Here is a 20045-nt window from a genome sequence, read left to right as displayed (position 1 = left end):
GCCCGGAAACACCGGGCGCTAAAATTAAATGAGGTCAGGCAAGGCGATTGCCCGGGATAAACCATTCGCGACGAGAATTTAACAAATCCTGTGCGCTCATCGCCTTCTTACCCGCAGGTTGTAGCGATTCCAGATTCAGGATCCCTTGTGCGGTAGCTACCTGAATACCGTTCTTGCTGGCGTCGATAATCGTACCGGGCTCAGCCGTTGTGTGACCGTCAATAAGGGAGGCTTTCCAGACTTTCACCGGCTGCTCGTCGATAACCATCCAGCTCATCGGCCATGGGTTAAAGGCGCGAATGCAGCGTTCAAGTTGAGCCGCTGACAGAGACCAGTCAATCCGGGCTTCTTCTTTACTCAGTTTTTCAGCGTAAGTGACCAGCGCTTCATCCTGAACTTCAGGTTTCGCCGTATTATTCGCAATCTGCTGGAGGGTTTCAATCAGCCCTTGCGGGCCAAGCTGTGCCAGCTTGTCATACAGGGTGGCACTGGTATCCTCGGCCGTAATGGGGCAGGCCAGTTTATAAAGCATGTCACCGGTGTCTAAACCTACATCCATCTTCATGATTGTGACGCCCGTTTCAGCATCACCCGCCCATAAAGAGCGCTGAATAGGTGCTGCCCCACGCCAGCGTGGAAGCAGAGAACCATGCACGTTAATGCAACCCAGGCGAGGCATATCAAGCACAGCTTTTGGCAGAATTAAACCGTAAGCCACCACCACCATTACATCGGCATTCAGGTCAGCGACAAGCTGCTGGTTTTCCTGAGGGCGCAAGGATGCTGGCTGGAAAACAGGTAACCCATGCTCTTCTGCCAGCACCTTAACAGGACCTGGCATCAGTTTTTTACCACGGCCAGCCGGGCGATCCGGTTGGGTAAACACGCCAACAACCTGGTGGCCAGAAGATAACAGCGCGTCAAGATGACGCGCTGCAAAATCAGGGGTTCCCGCGAAGATAATACGTAGTGATTTAGACACGATGATCCTTGTATCCGGGGGGACGTTATGCGCGAGAACGCAAACGATCCAGTTTCTCTACTTTCTGACGAATTCGTTGCTGCTTCAGCGGCGAGAGGTAATCGATAAACAGTTTACCGACCAGATGATCCATCTCATGCTGAATACAGATCGCCAGCAGGTCGTCAGCTTCCAGTTCGAACGGATTGCCGTCACGATCCAGGGCGCGAATTTTCACTTTTTCGGCACGCGGCACTAAAGCACGCTGTTCCGGAATAGACAGACAACCTTCCTCAATACCTGTTTCGCCACTCTTCTCGAGCAGCTCAGGATTGATTAACACCAGGCGGCCATCGCGATTTTCAGATACGTCGATCACGATAATACGCTTATGAATGTCGACCTGAGTGGCCGCAAGACCAATACCTTCTTCGGCGTACATGGTATCGAACATATCATCAACGATACGCTGAATTTCTGCATTCACTTCTTTTACCGGTTCAGCGACGATGCGAAGGCGCTCGTCCGGAATATGTAACACTTGCAAAACTGCCATAAATTTCCAGAGTCGTGTTCAGGAGTTGATAAGAATATTATCTCCTATTCTAGACAAAACCCCCATCGATTGACAGCATCAGTGACCAATCGCAATGATTGCGGAGGCCGCTTATGGCAGGGGAAAGGATGACGTCGACTGAGTTATGGCTACGGTTAATACACACCGGTTCTCTTTATGGCGATGTGATGCTGGAAGCGGCAGCACGATTGCACAACCAGACAACCATTGACGGTCCCGTTGTCAGAGACGCCGGTCTGTCTGTCAAACAGGCTGCACGGTTCTTTGCGCTCAGGGAAAGTGAGCTGGAAAGTAGCCTGCTCTGGCTTGAGCAGCCGGGTAACTATCTGATCACGGCGGATCACCCCCTTTATCCCCCCTTACTCCGGACGATCCCGGATTATCCAGGCGCAGTCTTTGTTAAAGGCAACCCTGATGTACTGAATGCAGTTCAGCTGGCGGTTGTTGGAAGCCGTGCACCGTCATGGTACGGCGAGCGATGGGGAAAAATTCTTTGTGAACAGCTTTCTCAAAGTGGTTTAACGATCACCAGCGGGCTGGCCTGCGGAATTGACGGTGTCGCCCACAACGCAGCGCTATCGGCAAAAGGGCGTAGCGTCGCGGTGCTGGGTAACGGTCTCTTTAGTATTTATCCTCGTCGGCATCAGGCGCTGGCTGCGCGGCTTATCGATTCTGGTGGCGCGATAGTGTCTGAGTTTCCGCTGTCAGCACAGCCCCGGCCGGGACACTTCCCCCGGCGTAATCGAATTATCAGCGGGCTAAGTCAGGGGGTGTTCGTGGTTGAAGCAGCGGTACGCAGCGGTTCGCTTGTGACCGCACGGTGTGCGCTTGAGCAGGGGCGAGACGTGTTTGCCTTACCCGGCCCAATTGGAAACCCGGGATGCGAAGGGCCGCACTGGCTGATAAAGCAGGGTGCAACACCGGTAACGGAAGTCAGGGACATTCTTGAAAATTTGCAATATGGATTGCAATGGCTGCAGGAAGATCCCGAAAAGCGACATTATTCATCAGATCAGGGAAAGGTGGCATTGCCATTTCCCAAGCTCCTGGCTAACGTAGGAGATGAGGTAACACCTGTTGACGTTGTCGCTGAACGTGCCGGCCAACCTGTGCCAGTTACGGTAGCACAGCTACTCGAACTGGAGTTAGCAGGATGGATCGCAGCTGTACCCGGCGGCTATGTCCGATTAAGGAGGGCAAGCCATGTTCGACGTACTGATGTATTTGTTTGAGACTTACATCCATAACGAAGCAGAAATGCGAGTGGATCAGGACAAATTGACACAGGATCTTACCGATGCGGGGTTTGAGCGGGAAGATATCTATAATGCGTTGATGTGGCTGGAAAAACTGGCTGATTATCAGGAAGGCCTCGCCGAACCGATGCAGTTAGCTTCTGACCCATTGTCTGTGCGCATCTACACAGCTGAAGAGTGTGAAAGGCTGGACGCGAGCTGCCGGGGATTCATTTTATTCCTTGAGCAGATTCAGGTGCTAAACCTCGAAACGAGAGAGATGGTGATAGAGCGCGTTATGGCGCTGGATACGGCAGACTTCGAACTGGAAGACCTCAAGTGGGTCATCCTGATGGTTCTGTTTAATATTCCAGGCTGTGAAAATGCCTATCAGCAAATGGAAGAATTACTCTTTGAAGTGAATGAAGGTATGCTGCATTAATTCAATGTGCAGCACCAAGAGTTGTTATGGCCAAATCAGCACTATTCACGGTGCATAAAAATGAGCCCTGCCCGCAGTGCGGGGCTGAACTTGTTATTCGGTCCGGGAAACACGGCCCGTTTCTCGGTTGTTCCCACTATCCGGAATGTGATTATGTCCGTCCCCTGAAAAGCCAGGCGGATGGACATATCGTTAAAATTCTGGAGGGACAGCTTTGCCCTCTTTGCGGCAGCGAGTTAGCGCTACGTCAGGGGCGTTTCGGCATGTTTATTGGCTGTAGCCACTATCCTGAATGTGAACATACAGAACAAATTGATAAACCCGATGAAACGGCTATTGCCTGTCCTCAATGCCAGCGTGGACAACTGGTGCAGCGCCGTTCTCGTTTTGGTAAGACCTTTCATTCCTGCGATCGCTATCCTGAATGTCAGTTTGTTATCAATTTCAAACCGGTAGCGGGTGTCTGCTCTCATTGCAATTATCCGCTACTTATAGAGAAAAAAACGGCGCAAGGTTTGAAACGCTTCTGCGCCAGTAAACAATGTGGAAAGCCGGTTCCGGCGGATCAAAACAGTGAAGAATAACCTGCCATCAGGCTCCATTGCTCATGCGGTGGATGTCCTGAAAAATGAAGAAGTCATCGCCTATCCAACTGAAGCTGTTTTTGGGGTCGGTTGCGATCCTGACAGCGAAACGGCCGTTGCCCGACTGCTCACACTTAAACAGAGGCCAGTCGAAAAAGGGCTTATTTTAATCGCTGCTAACTATGAGCAGCTTAAGCCTTATATCGATGATTCCATGCTAACGCCGGAGCAGCGGGAGACTATTTTCTCAGCATGGCCCGGCCCCGTGACCTTTGTTTTCCCGGCGAAGCCGACAACGCCGCGCTGGTTGACCGGGCGCTTTGATTCCCTCGCCGTGCGCGTGACGGACCATCCGCTGGTGGTCGAACTTTGCCTGGCCTTTGGAAAACCACTGGTCTCAACCAGCGCGAATCTGACCGGGCAGCCACCTTGCCGCACAACCGACGAAGTAAGGGCGCAGTTTGGGAATGATTTCCCGGTTGCCGTCGGTGAGACGGGAGGGCGCCTCAATCCGTCTGAAATCCGCGACGCCTTGACCGGCGAACGTTTTCGCCAGGGGTAATCCAATGGAAACCTATGCTGTTTTTGGTAATCCGATAGCGCACAGCAAGTCACCGTTAATCCATCAACTGTTTGCCGAGCAACTGCAAATAAATCATCCCTATGGCCGCGTGCTGGCACCTGTTGATGCATTTATTCCTGCGCTGGAGGGTTTCTTCAACGCGGGTGGCAAAGGTGCGAATGTAACGGTACCGTTTAAAGAGGAAGCCTTCGAACGTGCGGATGAACTCACCGAGCGTGCTTCCCTTGCGGGTGCAGTGAATACCTTAAAACGGCTTGAGGATGGACGCCTGCTGGGAGATAACACTGACGGAATTGGGTTACTGAGCGATCTGGAAAGGCTCTCGTTTATTAAACCTGGTTTCAGGGTTCTGCTGATTGGTGCGGGCGGAGCGTCGCGGGGAGTATTGCTGCCTCTGCTGTCACTGGATTGCGCGGTGACCATTACAAACAGGACCTTCTCGCGGGCAGAAGCGCTGGCTGCGTTGTTCGCACATACCGGCAGCGTGAGCGCGGTCGCCCTGGATGAACTTGCCGATCGTGAGTTTGATCTGATCATCAACGCCACCTCCAGCGGTATCGGTGGTGACGTGCCGGCGATCCCTGCTTCGCTGGTAAGTGCCCATATTTACTTCTACGACATGTTCTATCAGAAAGGGAAGACACCTTTTTTGAACTGGTGTGAACAGCACGGCGGAAAACACGTAGCCGATGGGCTGGGAATGCTGGTGGGGCAGGCGGCACACGCGGTGCTGCTCTGGCACGGTGTATTGCCTTCGGTCGAACCGGTCATTGAAAAGCTGAAAAGGGAGCTCATGGTGTGAATCAGGCAATTCATTTTCCGGACAGGGAAAGCTGGGACGAGAGTAAACAGGCGGTCTGTTTCCCGGTGCTGGTGCATGGAATGCAACTTACCTGCGCCATTCGTGGGGAAACGCTGTTGCGTCGCTTTGGTGGTTCAGACCCGTTAGAGGTGTTTTGTGAAAATCGCTGGGATCTTGAAGAGGAAGCCAGCGATTTAATCCGCGATCAGCAGGAAGACGATCAGGGCTGGGTCTGGGTATCCTGACTCAGATAGTCATTCTTCCATTTAACGTAGTTATTCGCCGAGTATTTTAATCCTTCGATCTCTGCCTCCTTCAGGGGGCGGATCTGTTTTACCGGGCTTCCCAAATAGAGATAGCCGCTCTCCAGTCTTTTGTTCTGGGGAACAAGGCTGCCTGCGCCAATCATCACGTCATCTTCTACAATGACGCCATCCAGCAAAATCGACCCCATGCCAACAAGAACCCGATTACCAATAGTGCAGCCGTGAAGCATCACTTTATGGCCGACGGTGACATCTTCTCCAATGATGAGTGGATTGCCCTGGGGGTTATAGGAGGATTTGTGGGTTACGTGCAGAACGCTACCGTCCTGAATATTGGTGCGTGCGCCAATGGCTACATGGTTTACATCCCCCCGAATAGCGACGAGCGGCCAGATACTGACGTCATCGGCCATTCGAACATCGCCGATGACCACGCTGCTGGCATCGATCATCACGCGATCGCCTTTTTGGGGGAGAAGATCTTTATAAGGACGTAATACTGCGGACATATCTACCTCGAACGATGAGCACTATATAGAAGACTTGATCATATTAAGGGATCGAGGCAAGGCAAAAAGCGTCAATATTTAAGCATATTGGGTGGGATTTCAGCGAAAAGCGCGGAAAATCGACAGTTGAAAAAAAAGATCCAAAAAGTACTTGTGCTAAAAATTGGGATCCCTATAATGCGCCTCCATCGACACGGCGGATGTGAATCACTTCACAGATAACCCGGTCGGTTGAAGAGAAAAAATCCTGAACATCAGGGTTGACTCTGAAAGAGGAAAGCGTAATATACGCCACCTCGCGACGGTGAGCTGTAAGCCGCGTCGCAACTGCTCTTTAACAATTTATCAGACAATCTGTGTGGGCACTCAAAGTGACATGGATTCTTAACGTCCTCGGACGAAAAATGAATACCAAGTCTCTGAGTGAACATACGTAATTCATTACGAAGTTTAATTCACGAGCATCAAACTTAAATTGAAGAGTTTGATCATGGCTCAGATTGAACGCTGGCGGCAGGCCTAACACATGCAAGTCGAACGGTAGCACAGAGAGCTTGCTCTCGGGTGACGAGTGGCGGACGGGTGAGTAATGTCTGGGAAACTGCCTGATGGAGGGGGATAACTACTGGAAACGGTAGCTAATACCGCATAACGTCGCAAGACCAAAGAGGGGGACCTTCGGGCCTCTTGCCATCAGATGTGCCCAGATGGGATTAGCTAGTAGGTGGGGTAACGGCTCACCTAGGCGACGATCCCTAGCTGGTCTGAGAGGATGACCAGCCACACTGGAACTGAGACACGGTCCAGACTCCTACGGGAGGCAGCAGTGGGGAATATTGCACAATGGGCGCAAGCCTGATGCAGCCATGCCGCGTGTATGAAGAAGGCCTTCGGGTTGTAAAGTACTTTCAGCGGGGAGGAAGGTGTTGCGGTTAATAACCGCAGCAATTGACGTTACCCGCAGAAGAAGCACCGGCTAACTCCGTGCCAGCAGCCGCGGTAATACGGAGGGTGCAAGCGTTAATCGGAATTACTGGGCGTAAAGCGCACGCAGGCGGTCTGTCAAGTCGGATGTGAAATCCCCGGGCTCAACCTGGGAACTGCATTCGAAACTGGCAGGCTAGAGTCTTGTAGAGGGGGGTAGAATTCCAGGTGTAGCGGTGAAATGCGTAGAGATCTGGAGGAATACCGGTGGCGAAGGCGGCCCCCTGGACAAAGACTGACGCTCAGGTGCGAAAGCGTGGGGAGCAAACAGGATTAGATACCCTGGTAGTCCACGCCGTAAACGATGTCGACTTGGAGGTTGTGCCCTTGAGGCGTGGCTTCCGGAGCTAACGCGTTAAGTCGACCGCCTGGGGAGTACGGCCGCAAGGTTAAAACTCAAATGAATTGACGGGGGCCCGCACAAGCGGTGGAGCATGTGGTTTAATTCGATGCAACGCGAAGAACCTTACCTACTCTTGACATCCAGAGAACTTTCCAGAGATGGATTGGTGCCTTCGGGAACTCTGAGACAGGTGCTGCATGGCTGTCGTCAGCTCGTGTTGTGAAATGTTGGGTTAAGTCCCGCAACGAGCGCAACCCTTATCCTTTGTTGCCAGCGGTCCGGCCGGGAACTCAAAGGAGACTGCCAGTGATAAACTGGAGGAAGGTGGGGATGACGTCAAGTCATCATGGCCCTTACGAGTAGGGCTACACACGTGCTACAATGGCGCATACAAAGAGAAGCGAACTCGCGAGAGCAAGCGGACCTCATAAAGTGCGTCGTAGTCCGGATTGGAGTCTGCAACTCGACTCCATGAAGTCGGAATCGCTAGTAATCGTAGATCAGAATGCTACGGTGAATACGTTCCCGGGCCTTGTACACACCGCCCGTCACACCATGGGAGTGGGTTGCAAAAGAAGTAGGTAGCTTAACCTTCGGGAGGGCGCTTACCACTTTGTGATTCATGACTGGGGTGAAGTCGTAACAAGGTAACCGTAGGGGAACCTGCGGTTGGATCACCTCCTTACCTTAAAGAACCTGCCTTTGTAGTGCTCACACAGATTGTCTGATGAAAAGTAAATAGCAAGGCGTCTTGCGATTGAGACTTCAGTGTCCCCTTCGTCTAGAGGCCCAGGACACCGCCCTTTCACGGCGGTAACAGGGGTTCGAATCCCCTAGGGGACGCCACTTGCTGGTTCGTGAGTGAAAGTCACCTGCCGACATATCTCAAAACTCATCTTCGGGTGACGTTTGAGATATTTGCTCTTTAAAAATCTGGATCAAGCTGAAAATTGAAACGACACACAGTTAATGTGTGTTCGAGTCTCTCAAATTTTCGCAAGCCGGTGATGAATCGAAAGAAACATCTTCGGGTTGTGAGGTTAAGCGACTAAGCGTACACGGTGGATGCCCTGGCAGTCAGAGGCGATGAAGGACGTGCTAATCTGCGAAAAGCGCCGGCGAGGTGATATGAACCTTTGACCCGGCGATGTCCGAATGGGGAAACCCAGTGTGTTCCGACACACTATCGTTAACTGAATACATAGGTTAACGAGGCGAACCGGGGGAACTGAAACATCTAAGTACCCCGAGGAAAAGAAATCAACCGAGATTCCCCCAGTAGCGGCGAGCGAACGGGGAGCAGCCCAGAGTCTGAATCAGCTTGTGTGTTAGTGGAAGCGTCTGGAAAGTCGCACGGTACAGGGTGACAGTCCCGTACACGAAAGCACACAGGTTGTGAACTCGAAGAGTAGGGCGGGACACGTGGTATCCTGTCTGAATATGGGGGGACCATCCTCCAAGGCTAAATACTCCTGACTGACCGATAGTGAACCAGTACCGTGAGGGAAAGGCGAAAAGAACCCCGGCGAGGGGAGTGAAAAAGAACCTGAAACCGTGTACGTACAAGCAGTGGGAGCCTCTTTTATGGGGTGACTGCGTACCTTTTGTATAATGGGTCAGCGACTTATATTCTGTAGCAAGGTTAACCGTATAGGGGAGCCGAAGGGAAACCGAGTCTTAACTGGGCGTTAAGTTGCAGGGTATAGACCCGAAACCCGGTGATCTAGCCATGGGCAGGTTGAAGGTTGGGTAACACTAACTGGAGGACCGAACCGACTAATGTTGAAAAATTAGCGGATGACTTGTGGCTGGGGGTGAAAGGCCAATCAAACCGGGAGATAGCTGGTTCTCCCCGAAAGCTATTTAGGTAGCGCCTCGTGAACTCATCTTCGGGGGTAGAGCACTGTTTCGGCTAGGGGGCCATCCCGGCTTACCAACCCGATGCAAACTACGAATACCGAAGAATGTTATCACGGGAGACACACGGCGGGTGCTAACGTCCGTCGTGAAGAGGGAAACAACCCAGACCGCCAGCTAAGGTCCCAAAGTCATGGTTAAGTGGGAAACGATGTGGGAAGGCACAGACAGCCAGGATGTTGGCTTAGAAGCAGCCATCATTTAAAGAAAGCGTAATAGCTCACTGGTCGAGTCGGCCTGCGCGGAAGATGTAACGGGGCTAAACCATGCACCGAAGCTGCGGCAGCGACGCTTATGCGTTGTTGGGTAGGGGAGCGTTCTGTAAGCCGTTGAAGGTGTCCTGTGAGGGGTGCTGGAGGTATCAGAAGTGCGAATGCTGACATAAGTAACGATAAAGCGGGTGAAAAGCCCGCTCGCCGGAAGACCAAGGGTTCCTGTCCAACGTTAATCGGGGCAGGGTGAGTCGACCCCTAAGGCGAGGCCGAAAGGCGTAGTCGATGGGAAACAGGTTAATATTCCTGTACTTGGTGTTACTGCGAAGGGGGGACGGAGAAGGCTATGTTAGCCGGGCGACGGTTGTCCCGGTTTAAGCATGTAGGCGGAACGATTAGGTAAATCCGGTCGTTTATTAACGCTGAGGTGTGATGACGAGGCACTACGGTGCTGAAGTAACAAATGCCCTGCTTCCAGGAAAAGCCTCTAAGCATCAGGTAACACGAAATCGTACCCCAAACCGACACAGGTGGTCAGGTAGAGAATACCAAGGCGCTTGAGAGAACTCGGGTGAAGGAACTAGGCAAAATGGTGCCGTAACTTCGGGAGAAGGCACGCTGATATGTAGGTGAAGCCCCTGCGGGTGGAGCTGAAATCAGTCGAAGATACCAGCTGGCTGCAACTGTTTATTAAAAACACAGCACTGTGCAAACACGAAAGTGGACGTATACGGTGTGACGCCTGCCCGGTGCCGGAAGGTTAATTGATGGGGTTAGCGGTAACGCGAAGCTCTTGATCGAAGCCCCGGTAAACGGCGGCCGTAACTATAACGGTCCTAAGGTAGCGAAATTCCTTGTCGGGTAAGTTCCGACCTGCACGAATGGCGTAATGATGGCCAGGCTGTCTCCACCCGAGACTCAGTGAAATTGAACTCGCTGTGAAGATGCAGTGTACCCGCGGCAAGACGGAAAGACCCCGTGAACCTTTACTATAGCTTGACACTGAACACTGGTCCTTGATGTGTAGGATAGGTGGGAGGCTTTGAAGCGTGGACGCCAGTCTGCGTGGAGCCAACCTTGAAATACCACCCTTTAATGGCTGGTGTTCTAACGTAGACCCGTAATCCGGGTTGCGGACAGTGTCTGGTGGGTAGTTTGACTGGGGCGGTCTCCTCCCAAAGAGTAACGGAGGAGCACGAAGGTTAGCTAATCCTGGTCGGACATCAGGAGGTTAGTGCAATGGCATAAGCTAGCTTGACTGCGAGAGTGACGGCTCGAGCAGGTGCGAAAGCAGGTCATAGTGATCCGGTGGTTCTGAATGGAAGGGCCATCGCTCAACGGATAAAAGGTACTCCGGGGATAACAGGCTGATACCGCCCAAGAGTTCATATCGACGGCGGTGTTTGGCACCTCGATGTCGGCTCATCACATCCTGGGGCTGAAGTAGGTCCCAAGGGTATGGCTGTTCGCCATTTAAAGTGGTACGCGAGCTGGGTTTAGAACGTCGTGAGACAGTTCGGTCCCTATCTGCCGTGGGCGCTGGAGAATTGAGGGGGGCTGCTCCTAGTACGAGAGGACCGGAGTGGACGCATCACTGGTGTTCGGGTTGTCATGCCAATGGCACTGCCCGGTAGCTAAATGCGGAAGAGATAAGTGCTGAAAGCATCTAAGCACGAAACTTGCCCCGAGATGAGTTCTCCCTGAGACTTTAAGTCTCCTGAAGGAACGTTGAAGACTACGACGTTGATAGGTCGGGTGTGTAAGCGCAGCGATGCGTTGAGCTAACCGATACTAATGAACCGTGAGGCTTAACCTTACAACGCCGAAGATGTTTTGGCGATGAGAGAGATTTTCAGCTGATACAGATAACAGAATTTGCCTGGCGGCTTTAGCGCGGTGGTCCCACCTGACCCCATGCCGAACTCAGAAGTGAAACGCCGTAGCGCCGATGGTAGTGTGGGGTCTCCCCATGTGAGAGTAGGGAACTGCCAGGCATCAAATTTAGCGTGCTGATATGGCTCAGTTGGTAGAGCGCACCCTTGGTAAGGGTGAGGTCCCCAGTTCGACTCTGGGTATCAGCACCACTTTATACTTAGGTTAAAGTTCGGCAAGAAGTAAAAGAATTTGTCTGGCGGCTTTAGCGCGGTGGTCCCACCTGACCCCATGCCGAACTCAGAAGTGAAACGCCGTAGCGCCGATGGTAGTGTGGGGTCTCCCCATGTGAGAGTAGGGAACTGCCAGACATCAAACAAGTGAAGAGGCCATCCGAAAGGATGGCCTTTTTGCGTTATGTTTCCCGGAAAAAGTCAGACCCGGTAAGCGAAGCGCCACCGGGCTAAGACACGCTTAATGGATCACTTGTGACAGGAAAGCCCGCGTACGTTCAGATTTAGGATGTGCGAAGAACTCATCCGGCGGTGCCTGCTCAACGATTTCCCCACGATCCATAAAGATCACCCGATCGGCCACGGTTCTGGCAAACCCCATTTCGTGCGTCACACACAGCATGGTCATCCCGGACTGCGCCAGTCCAATCATGGTATCCAGTACCTCTTTCACCATTTCCGGATCCAGGGCGGATGTCGGTTCATCAAACAGCATAATTTTCGGTTTCATACAGAGCGAACGGGCGATAGCCACGCGCTGCTGCTGACCGCCTGATATCTGGCCGGGAAATTTATTGGCGTGCTCTGCGATTCGTACCCGTTCCAGGTAGTGCATCGCCAGTGCTTCAGCCTCCTTTTTAGGCATCTTTCGTACCCAAATTGGCGCAAGCGTACAGTTCTGCAGAACGGTTAGATGGGGAAACAGGTTAAAGTGCTGGAACACCATTCCCACTTCCTGGCGCACCCGTTCGATGTTACGAATATCTTCATTCAGCTCGATGCCATCAACAACAATGCGCCCTTGCTGATGTTCTTCAAGGTGGTTAATACAGCGAATGGTCGTGGATTTTCCGGACCCGGAAGGGCCACAAAGAACGATCCGTTCTCCCTGCTTAACCTTGAGGTTAATGTCTTTCAAAACATGAAACTGCCCGTACCATTTATTCACGTTTTCCAGCGTAATCATCGCGTCGGCAGGTGTCATAGTAATCTGGCTCATAATTTCCTCAGTGCGGTGTACGCCCGGTGTTAAAGCGCTTTTCCAGATGCTGGCTATAGCGCGACATGCTAAAACAAAAGATCCAGTAGATCAGTGCAGCGAAGACATATCCCTCGGTGGACATACCCAGCCAGGCAGGGTCAACGGTCGCCTGTTGCACGCTGCTAAAGAGATCGAACAGCCCGATGATGATCACCAGACTGGTATCTTTGAAGAGGGCAATGATGGTATTGACCAGGCCCGGGATAACCAGCTTGAGTGCTTGTGGCAATATCACCAGTCCCTGCGTTTTCCAGTAGCCAAGTGCCAGTGATTCCGCCGCTTCGTACTGACCTTTAGGCAGAGCCTGCAGGCCCCCACGCACCACTTCCGCAACGTAAGCGGACTGGAAAAGGATGACCCCGACCAGGGCACGGATCAGTTTGTCTATCGTTGTCCCTTCTGCCATAAACAGCGGCAACATGACCGAAGACATAAACAGAACGGTGATAAGCGGTACGCCACGCCAGAATTCAATGAAAATAACGGAAAGCACACGTACGACAGGCATTTTTGAGCGCCGCCCAAGCGCGAGCAAAATACCCCATGGCAGTGCGCCGGCTATCCCAACGGACGCGATAATCAGCGTCAGCGTTAACCCACCCCACTGACGTGTTTCAACACGTTCCAGCCCCAGGAAGCCGCCATACAACAGCACCCAAACAATAATGGGATACACCACTGCCCAACAGGCAATATAACGGCCCCGATGAGGCAGTTTTTTCCAGAACATTACGGCGATAGAGAGCAGCCCGATGGCCAGTGCCAGATTAATCCGCCAGCGCTGTTCATGCGGATACAATCCATACATGAACTGGCCAAAACGCTCATGAATAAACACCCAGCAGGCCCCTGCTTTTGTGCAGTCTGCGCGAGTGGATCCCGACCAGTTAGCCTGTAAAAAAGCCCAGTTCAGCAGCGGTGGAATTAATTCCCACATAAGCCACAAACATACAATTGTCAGCAAGCTGTTACTCCAGCTGGAGAACAGATTCTTACGCGCCCAGAGAATAAAACGTCCGCCTGTCGAACTGGCAGGGCGCGAGGAGTGCGACAGTATCGCTTTTGTCATCATAGATCCTTAGCGCTCGACCAGTGCTATACGACGGTTATAGAGGTTCATCAGCAACGAAATCACCAGGCTGATGATCAGATAGACAGACATTGTGATGGCGATAGTTTCAATGGCTTGTCCGGTCTGGTTAAGCACGGTTCCGGCAAACAGCGACACCATATCGGGGTAACCAATGGCGGCCGCCAGCGATGAGTTTTTGACAATATTGAGGTATTGACTGGTCAGCGGCGGAATGATGACCCGTAACGCTTGCGGAATAATGACCTGACGAAGCGTCACCGTATGGGGTAATCCCAGCGAGCGCGCCGCCTCGTGTTGCCCGTAAGGAACGGCCTGGATCCCCGCACGAATAATCTCGGCGATAAATGCAGAGGTATAAATCGAAAGCGCCAGCGTCAGGGCTGCCAGCTCAGGAATTAAAACCATTCCGCCCTGGAAGTTAAAGCCACGCAGCTGCGGAATATCCCAGTGAAGGGCGGCCCCAAACAGCCAGTGTGTCAGGAGTGGAAGACCAATGATAAGGATGGCGGCGGTTGGCCAGGTTTTACGAAGCTGCCCGGTTTTGAACTGATGCTTGCGGTTATAGCGGAACATGGCGGCTGAGAGAGCAAGCGCTATTACAAGGGCGGCAATGAAGGCATACAACCCTTCACCCGGCTGCGGAGAAGGAATATACAACCCGCGATTACTCAGGAAAAACAGATCAAGAGCATCAATAGCCTGACGTGGCCCCGGCAGGTTGCGCAGCACGGCAAAATACCAGAAAAAGATCTGCAGCAGCGGCGGGATATTACGGAACGTCTCAATATAAAAAGTAGACAGTTTGCGCAGCAGCCAGTTTTCGGACAAACGTGCCAGACCAATAAAGAAGCCCAGTATGGAGGCAAAAACAATACAAAGTGCAGAGACCAGCAGCGTATTCAGTAAACCGACCACGAACACGCGTCCATACGTGTCGCCTTCCTGATAATCAATAAGGTGTTGAACAATGCCAAACCCCGCGCTGCGATCCAGAAAAGCAAAGCCGGAGGTAATACCGCGATTATTCAGGTTGGTTATAGTGTTATGGATGAGATACACGGCGATAAGAACAACCGCAATAATCGCAATAACCTGGAATAGCCAGGCGCGGACCGCGGGATGAGAAAAGGATAGCGATCCTTTTACGGCTGAGCGGCGATGGGACATAAAGAAACCTCGGTAACCATGACTCTGGGGCGGGCACTGCCTTAACAGTGCCCGTTACAGCAATGACTTAACGTACTGGTGGCGCGTACTGAATACCGCCGTTGTTCCAGAGATTGTTCTGGCCGCGTTTAATCTTCAGAGGGCTTTCCGATCCCACGTTGCGCTCAAAGATCTCAGCGTAGTTACCCACCTGTTTGATGATGTTGTAAGCCCACTTGTTATCCAGCTTCAGATCCTTCCCGAAATCGCCCTCTGTTCCCAGCAGATGAGCCATATCCGGCGTGGACGGTTTAGCGGCTTTCTCGTCGACGTTTTTCGAGTTGATGCCCATCTCTTCGGCATTCAGCATGGCAAACAGCGTCCAGCGAACAATGGAGAACCAGTCTTCATCGCCACGACGCACAACCGGTCCAAGAGGCTCCTTGGAGATCACTTCGGGCAGGACAATCCACTCCGCCGGGTTGCTCAGCTTAATACGCAAGGCGTACAGCTGTGACTGGTCAGAAGCCAGCGTGTCGCAACGACCGGATTCCAGCGCTTTGGCCGATTCATCGGAGCGATCGAATGTCACAGGGGTATATTTCATGTTATTTGCTTTGAAATAATCCGCGACGTTCAGCTCGGTATCGGTACCGGCCTGGATACAAACGGTCGCGCCATCCAGCTCTTTGGCGCTTTTCAGCCCCGCTTTATTGTGGGTCAGGAAACCGATACCGTCATAATAGGTCACGCCAGTAAATGCCATTCCCATGCCTGCATCACGTGAGGAGGTCCAGGTGGTATTACGGGAAAGCATGTCAACTTCGCCAGACTGTAATGCAGTAAAACGTTCTTTCGCCGTCAGCGGGGTATATTTTACTTTACTGTCGTCACCGAAAACGGCGGCGGCGACACCGCGGCAGACATCAACATCAATACCGGTAAATTTGCCGTTTGCATCGGCATAAGAGAAGCCAGGTAAACCGTCACTGATCCCACATTGAACAAACCCTTTCTTTTTAACGGCATCCAGTGTCGTACCCGCATGGGCCTGACCGGCTACAGCAAACAACATGCCCGCGGCGGCCAGGCTGGCTATCATCGTCTTTTTCATAATGCATCCTGTGTGGCGAAATTTATCGTTATAGAGGCGTTTTAAACGCTTTACCTGTCTGTGGCTTTGGCCAACGTTTATAAAGCAAACGTAATGCCAGGTTTTGCGCTCAACAAAATAGGTGACCAATGAACGCATAATGCTGAGTGTAGACAGGGTTAAATAAAGAGAGCGCCCCGAAACGGTGCGAAATTACAACCTGTGCCACAAATCGGAGCAAAACTTTCAGCGGCTATACCTTAAAAAGAAGAGATAGTTTCTGGGGTGAATATTGGCAGGGTATTAAATATAATTAATATGTGAAAATCATCACGATAGAATATGTAATTTAACGCTGTGCATTAAAAATATGTGACTGTCCGCAGGATGAAATAAACAAGGTGGGTAAAGACAGGGCTATTTTTTTACTTATCTGAAAACGCTGCACTCTTTAAAAGCAAAAGCGCGGACAGAGCCGCGCTTTCTACACACATGATACGTTCTGATGTTACTTCGTCAGAGCAACGATACCCAGCGTCAAACCTGCCACTGCGGCAGCACCACCGGCGATAGCACCTGCTGTTTCCCAGTTGTCCTGAGTGGTGCCTTTCATACAGGTATTGGTATGAACCAGTCGGCCTTGATCGTCGTATACCGGTACACATGGAGAGTCGTGCGCGCATCCAGCAAGCAGCGCAGCGAGTAGTGCAACGGAAATGAATCTTTTCATGATGTTACCTCAGTATTAATTCTCATTCGCTATACAGCTAGGAGGGCTATTAACGAACTGGAGACTATTTTACCACCGGGATAAGGCAACGTTGCACGGGGAATAATCTCAAATTATGTTGTTTGTAAAAATCGTGGAGAAAAGTCGCTGTCAGGATGAATTAATGGAGAAAATATGAAGACGTAACGCGGCGTTTTTACTTAATGCAAATGGTTAACTATTAATGCTGTGAGTATGACATATCTAATTCATTGTTTATGCTAAAAATAAAAAAGGCACCTGAGGTGCCTTTTTTGAGAAACATTACTCTTTATGTTTCGTAAACCGGCGCCGGACAACCACAAAGAAGACGGGCACGAAGAAAATGGCCAGAAGCGTTGCGGAAAGCATCCCTCCCATAACACCTGTCCCGACAGCATTTTGCGCGCCGCTCCCGGCTCCTCTGCTGATGACCAGTGGCATCACGCCAAGGATAAAGGCCAGCGACGTCATCAGGATCGGTCGAAGGCGCATTCTGGATGCTTCCAGTGTGGCTTCAATGATCCCTTTACCTTCTTTATCCATCAGATCCTTAGCAAACTCGACGATCAGAATGGCGTTTTTCGCTGACAGACCAATCGTTGTCAGCAGGCCGACCTGGAAATAGACATCATTATTTAACCCGCGAATCGATGCGGCGAGAAGCGCGCCCGTGACACCCAGCGGCACAACCAGCATGACCGAGAAGGGAATAGACCAGCTTTCATAAAGCGCAGCCAGTCACAGGAACACCACAATCAGTGAAATGGCGTACAGGGCAGGTGCCTGGTTACCAGACAGTCGTTCCTGATAAGACATTCCCGTCCAGTCATGGCCGATACCGGAAGGCAGTTTTGCGGCGAGGTTCTCCATCAAGGCCATCGCCTCACCGGTACTTTTACCCGGCGCGGACTCACCGAGGATCTCCATCGAAGGCATCCCGTTGTAGCGCTCCAGGCGAGGCGAGCCATACACCCAGTGCGAGCTGCTAAAGGAGGAGAACGGCACCATTTCACCATTCGCGCTGCGCACGTAGAGGTTGTTGATGTCCCCTGGCAACATACGGAAGTGCGCGTCGGCCTGGACGTACACTTTTTTCACGCGTCCATGATCGATAAAGTCGTTCACATAGGTTCCCCCCAATGCCGTCGAGATCGTCTGGTTGACGTCAGAGAGGCTGACGCCCAGCGCCTGTGCCTTCTCCTGGTCGACATCCAGTTTGAACTGTGGGGTATCTTCCAGACCGTTAGGACGAACGCGAACCAGCAGATCGGGGTGCGCTTTCACCATACCGAGCAGCTGATTACGCGCCTGAGTCAGTTGGGTATGCCCCAGGTTAGCTTGATCAATCAACTCAAAGTCAAAGCCCGTTGCGGTACCCAGCTCGATAATCGCTGGCAGGTTAAACGGGAACACGAGGCCATCTTTAATCTGACTGAAGGCCTTCGTCGCACGCCTTACGATCGCCTCAACGCTATTTTCTGCTCCGGGACGCGCTTCCCAGGGCTTCAGGCTAACGAACGCAATACCGGAGTTCTGACCCTGACCACTAAAGCTAAAGCCGTTCACGGTAAACACCGATTGAACGTTAGCCTTCTCGTTGTTGAGATAATAGTTTTGAACCTGGTCAAGCACCTGCTGGGTACGCATCTGGGTGGCTCCGGCGGGGAGCTGGACCATGGTCATAAATACCCCCTGATCCTCTTCGGGCAGGAAGGAGGTGGGTAAGCGCAGGAACAGTACGGCCATGCCACCGACGATGATGACGTATACCACCAGATAGCGCCCGGTCTTACGCAAAATGCCGCTTACGCTGTTGCTGTAATGCTCCACGCTCCGGTCAAAGAGCGCATTAAACCAGCCGAAGAAGCCACCTTTCTTTTCGTGGTGATCGCTGGAAACGGGCTTAAGCAAGGTGGCGCACAGTGCCGGTGTCAGAATCAGAGCGACCAGCACCGACAGCGCCATAGCCGAGACAATGGTCAGCGAGAACTGACGATAGATGGCTCCCGTTGAACCGCCAAAAAAGGCCATGGGGATAAAGACCGCTGAAAGCACCATGGCGATACCCACCAGTGCGCCCTGTATCTGCCCCATCGACTTCTGCGTCGCCTCTTTTGGCGGCAGCTTGTCCTCAACCATGACGCGTTCGACGTTCTCAACCACCACGATGGCGTCATCAACCAGCAGGCCAATCGCCAGCACCATACCGAACATGGTCAGGGTGTTGATGGAGAAACCGAACGCCGCCAGGATCGCAAACGTACCCAACAGCACGACCGGCACCGCAATTGTCGGGATAAGCGTCGCCCGCAGGTTTTGCAGGAAAAGATACATCACCAGGAAGACGAGAATGATCGCTTCGAACAGCGTTTTCACCACTTCGTGGATAGAGATCTTCACAAAAGGCGTGGTGTCGTAGGGGTAGACTACCTTCAGCCCCTGCGGGAAGAACTGCTGGAGCTGGGCCAGTTTGCTCTTGATGGCGGCGGCCGTGTCCAGTGCGTTTGCACCGGTAGCCAGCTTAATCCCCAGGCCGGTTGCCGCTTGCCCGTTGATTTTGGTGACCATATTGTAGTTTTCGCCACCCAGCTCAATGCGGGCCACATCTTTCAGATGAACCATGGAGCCGTCCTGGTTCACCTTGAGCGTCACGCGGCCAAACTCTTCCGGAGATTTCAGACGCGTTTGTGCAATGATCGAGGCGTTCAACTGCTGCCCCGGTACTGACGGCGTTCCGCCTAACTGGCCGGCCGCTATCTGGTCGTTCTGCGTTTTCAGCTGATTAATCACATCCAGCGGCGTCAGCTGGTATTTGTTCATCGCGTTGCTGTCGAGCCAGATGCGCATCGCATACTGGGCACCAAACAGCTGCACATCACCCACTCCCGTGGTGCGGCTAATGGCATCTTTCACGTTAGACGCGACATAGTCAGAGATGTCATCCTGCGTGAGGTCTTTGTTATCGGAGACAAAGCCTGCGACCAGCAGGAAGCTGCTGCTGGACTTCTCAACACCGATCCCTTGCTGCTGGACCTCTTGGGGGAGCAGCGGCATGGCGAGCTGCAGTTTGTTCTGCACCTGTACCTGCGCAATGTCCGGGTCTGTTCCGGACTGGAAGGTCAGCGTGATGGTGACATTACCTGCGGAATCGCTGGTGGATGACATATACATCAGGTTATCGATACCGTTCATGTTCTGTTCGATAACCTGCGTTACGGTATCCTGCACCGTTTGCGCATCAGCACCCGGATACGTTGCGGTGATAGCCACGGCGGGAGGGGCAATGGTCGGATACTGCGCGATGGGCAGTTTGAGAATGGCCAGCCCGCCTGCAATCATCAAAATGATGGCAAGCACCCAGGCGAAAACCGGCCGTTGGATAAAGAAATTAGCCATGTCG

Annotated in this window: 14 protein-coding genes, 2 tRNA genes, 4 rRNA genes and 1 pseudogene; 12 read left to right on the top strand and 9 right to left on the bottom strand. The window is 52.3% G+C overall.

Annotated features, from left to right (window positions below; all coding sequences use genetic code 11):
* Nucleotides 1–34: 34 nt before the first annotated feature.
* On the bottom strand, nucleotides 35–982 hold the full coding sequence (gene fmt / locus HV340_RS20870; protein WP_059306647.1) for a methionyl-tRNA formyltransferase: 948 nt from the start codon (nucleotides 980–982) through the stop codon (nucleotides 35–37).
* Nucleotides 983–1007: 25 nt separating this feature from the next.
* The gene (def, locus tag HV340_RS20865; protein ID WP_008503479.1) at nucleotides 1008–1517 is read right to left on the bottom strand and encodes a peptide deformylase; all 510 of its coding nucleotides are present in this window, start codon (nucleotides 1515–1517) and stop codon (nucleotides 1008–1010) included.
* Between the two features lie 128 nt (nucleotides 1518–1645).
* Between def and dprA the strand changes: the two genes are divergently transcribed.
* The 6 genes from dprA to HV340_RS20835 are packed head-to-tail and all read left to right on the top strand — an operon-like array spanning nucleotide 1646 to nucleotide 5429.
* Complete coding sequence (gene dprA / locus HV340_RS20860; protein WP_059306646.1) at nucleotides 1646–2770, top strand: DNA-protecting protein DprA; 1125 nt, start codon at nucleotides 1646–1648, stop codon at nucleotides 2768–2770.
* The gene (smg, locus tag HV340_RS20855; protein ID WP_014171887.1) at nucleotides 2742–3215 is read left to right on the top strand and encodes a DUF494 family protein Smg; all 474 of its coding nucleotides are present in this window, start codon (nucleotides 2742–2744) and stop codon (nucleotides 3213–3215) included. The genes dprA and smg overlap by 29 nt, the downstream gene beginning before the upstream one ends.
* A gap of 26 nt (nucleotides 3216–3241) precedes the next feature.
* The gene (locus tag HV340_RS20850; RefSeq protein ID WP_032680170.1) at nucleotides 3242–3799 is read left to right on the top strand and encodes a type I DNA topoisomerase; all 558 of its coding nucleotides are present in this window, start codon (nucleotides 3242–3244) and stop codon (nucleotides 3797–3799) included.
* The gene (gene tsaC / locus HV340_RS20845; protein WP_032680171.1) at nucleotides 3789–4361 is read left to right on the top strand and encodes an L-threonylcarbamoyladenylate synthase type 1 TsaC; all 573 of its coding nucleotides are present in this window, start codon (nucleotides 3789–3791) and stop codon (nucleotides 4359–4361) included. The genes HV340_RS20850 and tsaC overlap by 11 nt, the downstream gene beginning before the upstream one ends.
* 4 nt (nucleotides 4362–4365) lie before the next feature.
* Complete coding sequence (gene aroE / locus HV340_RS20840; protein WP_181216204.1) at nucleotides 4366–5184, top strand: shikimate dehydrogenase; 819 nt, start codon at nucleotides 4366–4368, stop codon at nucleotides 5182–5184.
* A complete protein-coding gene (locus HV340_RS20835; RefSeq protein ID WP_014171883.1) occupies nucleotides 5181–5429 on the top strand; it encodes a DUF1488 domain-containing protein in 249 nt (82 codons plus the stop codon). Before aroE ends, HV340_RS20835 begins: the two co-directional genes overlap by 4 nt.
* Here the strand turns inward: HV340_RS20835 and HV340_RS20830 are convergent.
* Entirely contained in the window at nucleotides 5405–5959 is a 555-nt protein-coding gene (locus HV340_RS20830; protein WP_014171882.1) for a gamma carbonic anhydrase family protein, read from the bottom strand. The genes HV340_RS20835 and HV340_RS20830 overlap by 25 nt on opposite strands.
* 472 nt (nucleotides 5960–6431) lie before the next feature.
* Here HV340_RS20830 and HV340_RS20825 point away from each other — a divergent pair.
* From HV340_RS20825 to rrf (HV340_RS20800), 6 genes are all read left to right on the top strand, one after another.
* Nucleotides 6432–7971: ribosomal RNA gene (locus tag HV340_RS20825) — 16S ribosomal RNA — on the top strand.
* A gap of 85 nt (nucleotides 7972–8056) precedes the next feature.
* Nucleotides 8057–8132: transfer RNA gene (locus tag HV340_RS20820), tRNA-Glu, on the top strand.
* A gap of 192 nt (nucleotides 8133–8324) precedes the next feature.
* A 23S ribosomal RNA gene (locus HV340_RS20815) occupies nucleotides 8325–11231 on the top strand.
* Nucleotides 11232–11293: 62 nt separating this feature from the next.
* Nucleotides 11294–11409, top strand: a 5S ribosomal RNA gene (gene rrf / locus HV340_RS20810).
* Nucleotides 11410–11423: 14 nt separating this feature from the next.
* Nucleotides 11424–11499 (top strand) — tRNA-Thr (locus HV340_RS20805).
* 43 nt (nucleotides 11500–11542) lie between these two features.
* Nucleotides 11543–11658 (top strand): 5S ribosomal RNA (gene rrf / locus HV340_RS20800).
* The 16S, 23S and 5S rRNA genes sit together here with 2 tRNA genes alongside, the layout of an rRNA operon.
* Nucleotides 11659–11761: 103 nt before the next feature.
* Here the strand turns inward: rrf (HV340_RS20800) and HV340_RS20795 are convergent.
* The 6 genes and pseudogenes from HV340_RS20795 to HV340_RS20770 form a co-directional block, all read right to left on the bottom strand.
* Nucleotides 11762–12520: an amino acid ABC transporter ATP-binding protein gene (locus HV340_RS20795; protein WP_014171880.1), complete on the bottom strand. Its 759-nt coding sequence runs from the start codon at nucleotides 12518–12520 to the stop codon at nucleotides 11762–11764.
* A 7-nt stretch (nucleotides 12521–12527) separates the two neighbouring features.
* A complete protein-coding gene (locus HV340_RS20790; RefSeq protein WP_047743809.1) occupies nucleotides 12528–13631 on the bottom strand; it encodes an amino acid ABC transporter permease in 1104 nt (367 codons plus the stop codon).
* A gap of 9 nt (nucleotides 13632–13640) precedes the next feature.
* Nucleotides 13641–14822: an amino acid ABC transporter permease gene (locus HV340_RS20785; RefSeq protein ID WP_014171878.1), complete on the bottom strand. Its 1182-nt coding sequence runs from the start codon at nucleotides 14820–14822 to the stop codon at nucleotides 13641–13643.
* 67 nt (nucleotides 14823–14889) lie between these two features.
* The gene (locus tag HV340_RS20780) at nucleotides 14890–15915 is read right to left on the bottom strand and encodes an amino acid ABC transporter substrate-binding protein (protein WP_014171877.1); all 1026 of its coding nucleotides are present in this window, start codon (nucleotides 15913–15915) and stop codon (nucleotides 14890–14892) included.
* Nucleotides 15916–16402: 487 nt separating this feature from the next.
* Complete coding sequence (locus HV340_RS20775; RefSeq protein WP_008502867.1) at nucleotides 16403–16624, bottom strand: lipoprotein; 222 nt, start codon at nucleotides 16622–16624, stop codon at nucleotides 16403–16405.
* A gap of 303 nt (nucleotides 16625–16927) precedes the next feature.
* A pseudogene (locus HV340_RS20770) lies at nucleotides 16928–20041 on the bottom strand (efflux RND transporter permease subunit).
* Nucleotides 20042–20045: the final 4 nt, after the last annotated feature.

This window comes from Enterobacter sp. RHBSTW-00975 (genome assembly GCF_013615235.1).
Classification (GTDB): Bacteria; Pseudomonadota; Gammaproteobacteria; order Enterobacterales; family Enterobacteriaceae; genus Enterobacter; species Enterobacter ludwigii.
This window is presented reverse-complemented; position numbering and strand designations above follow the sequence as displayed.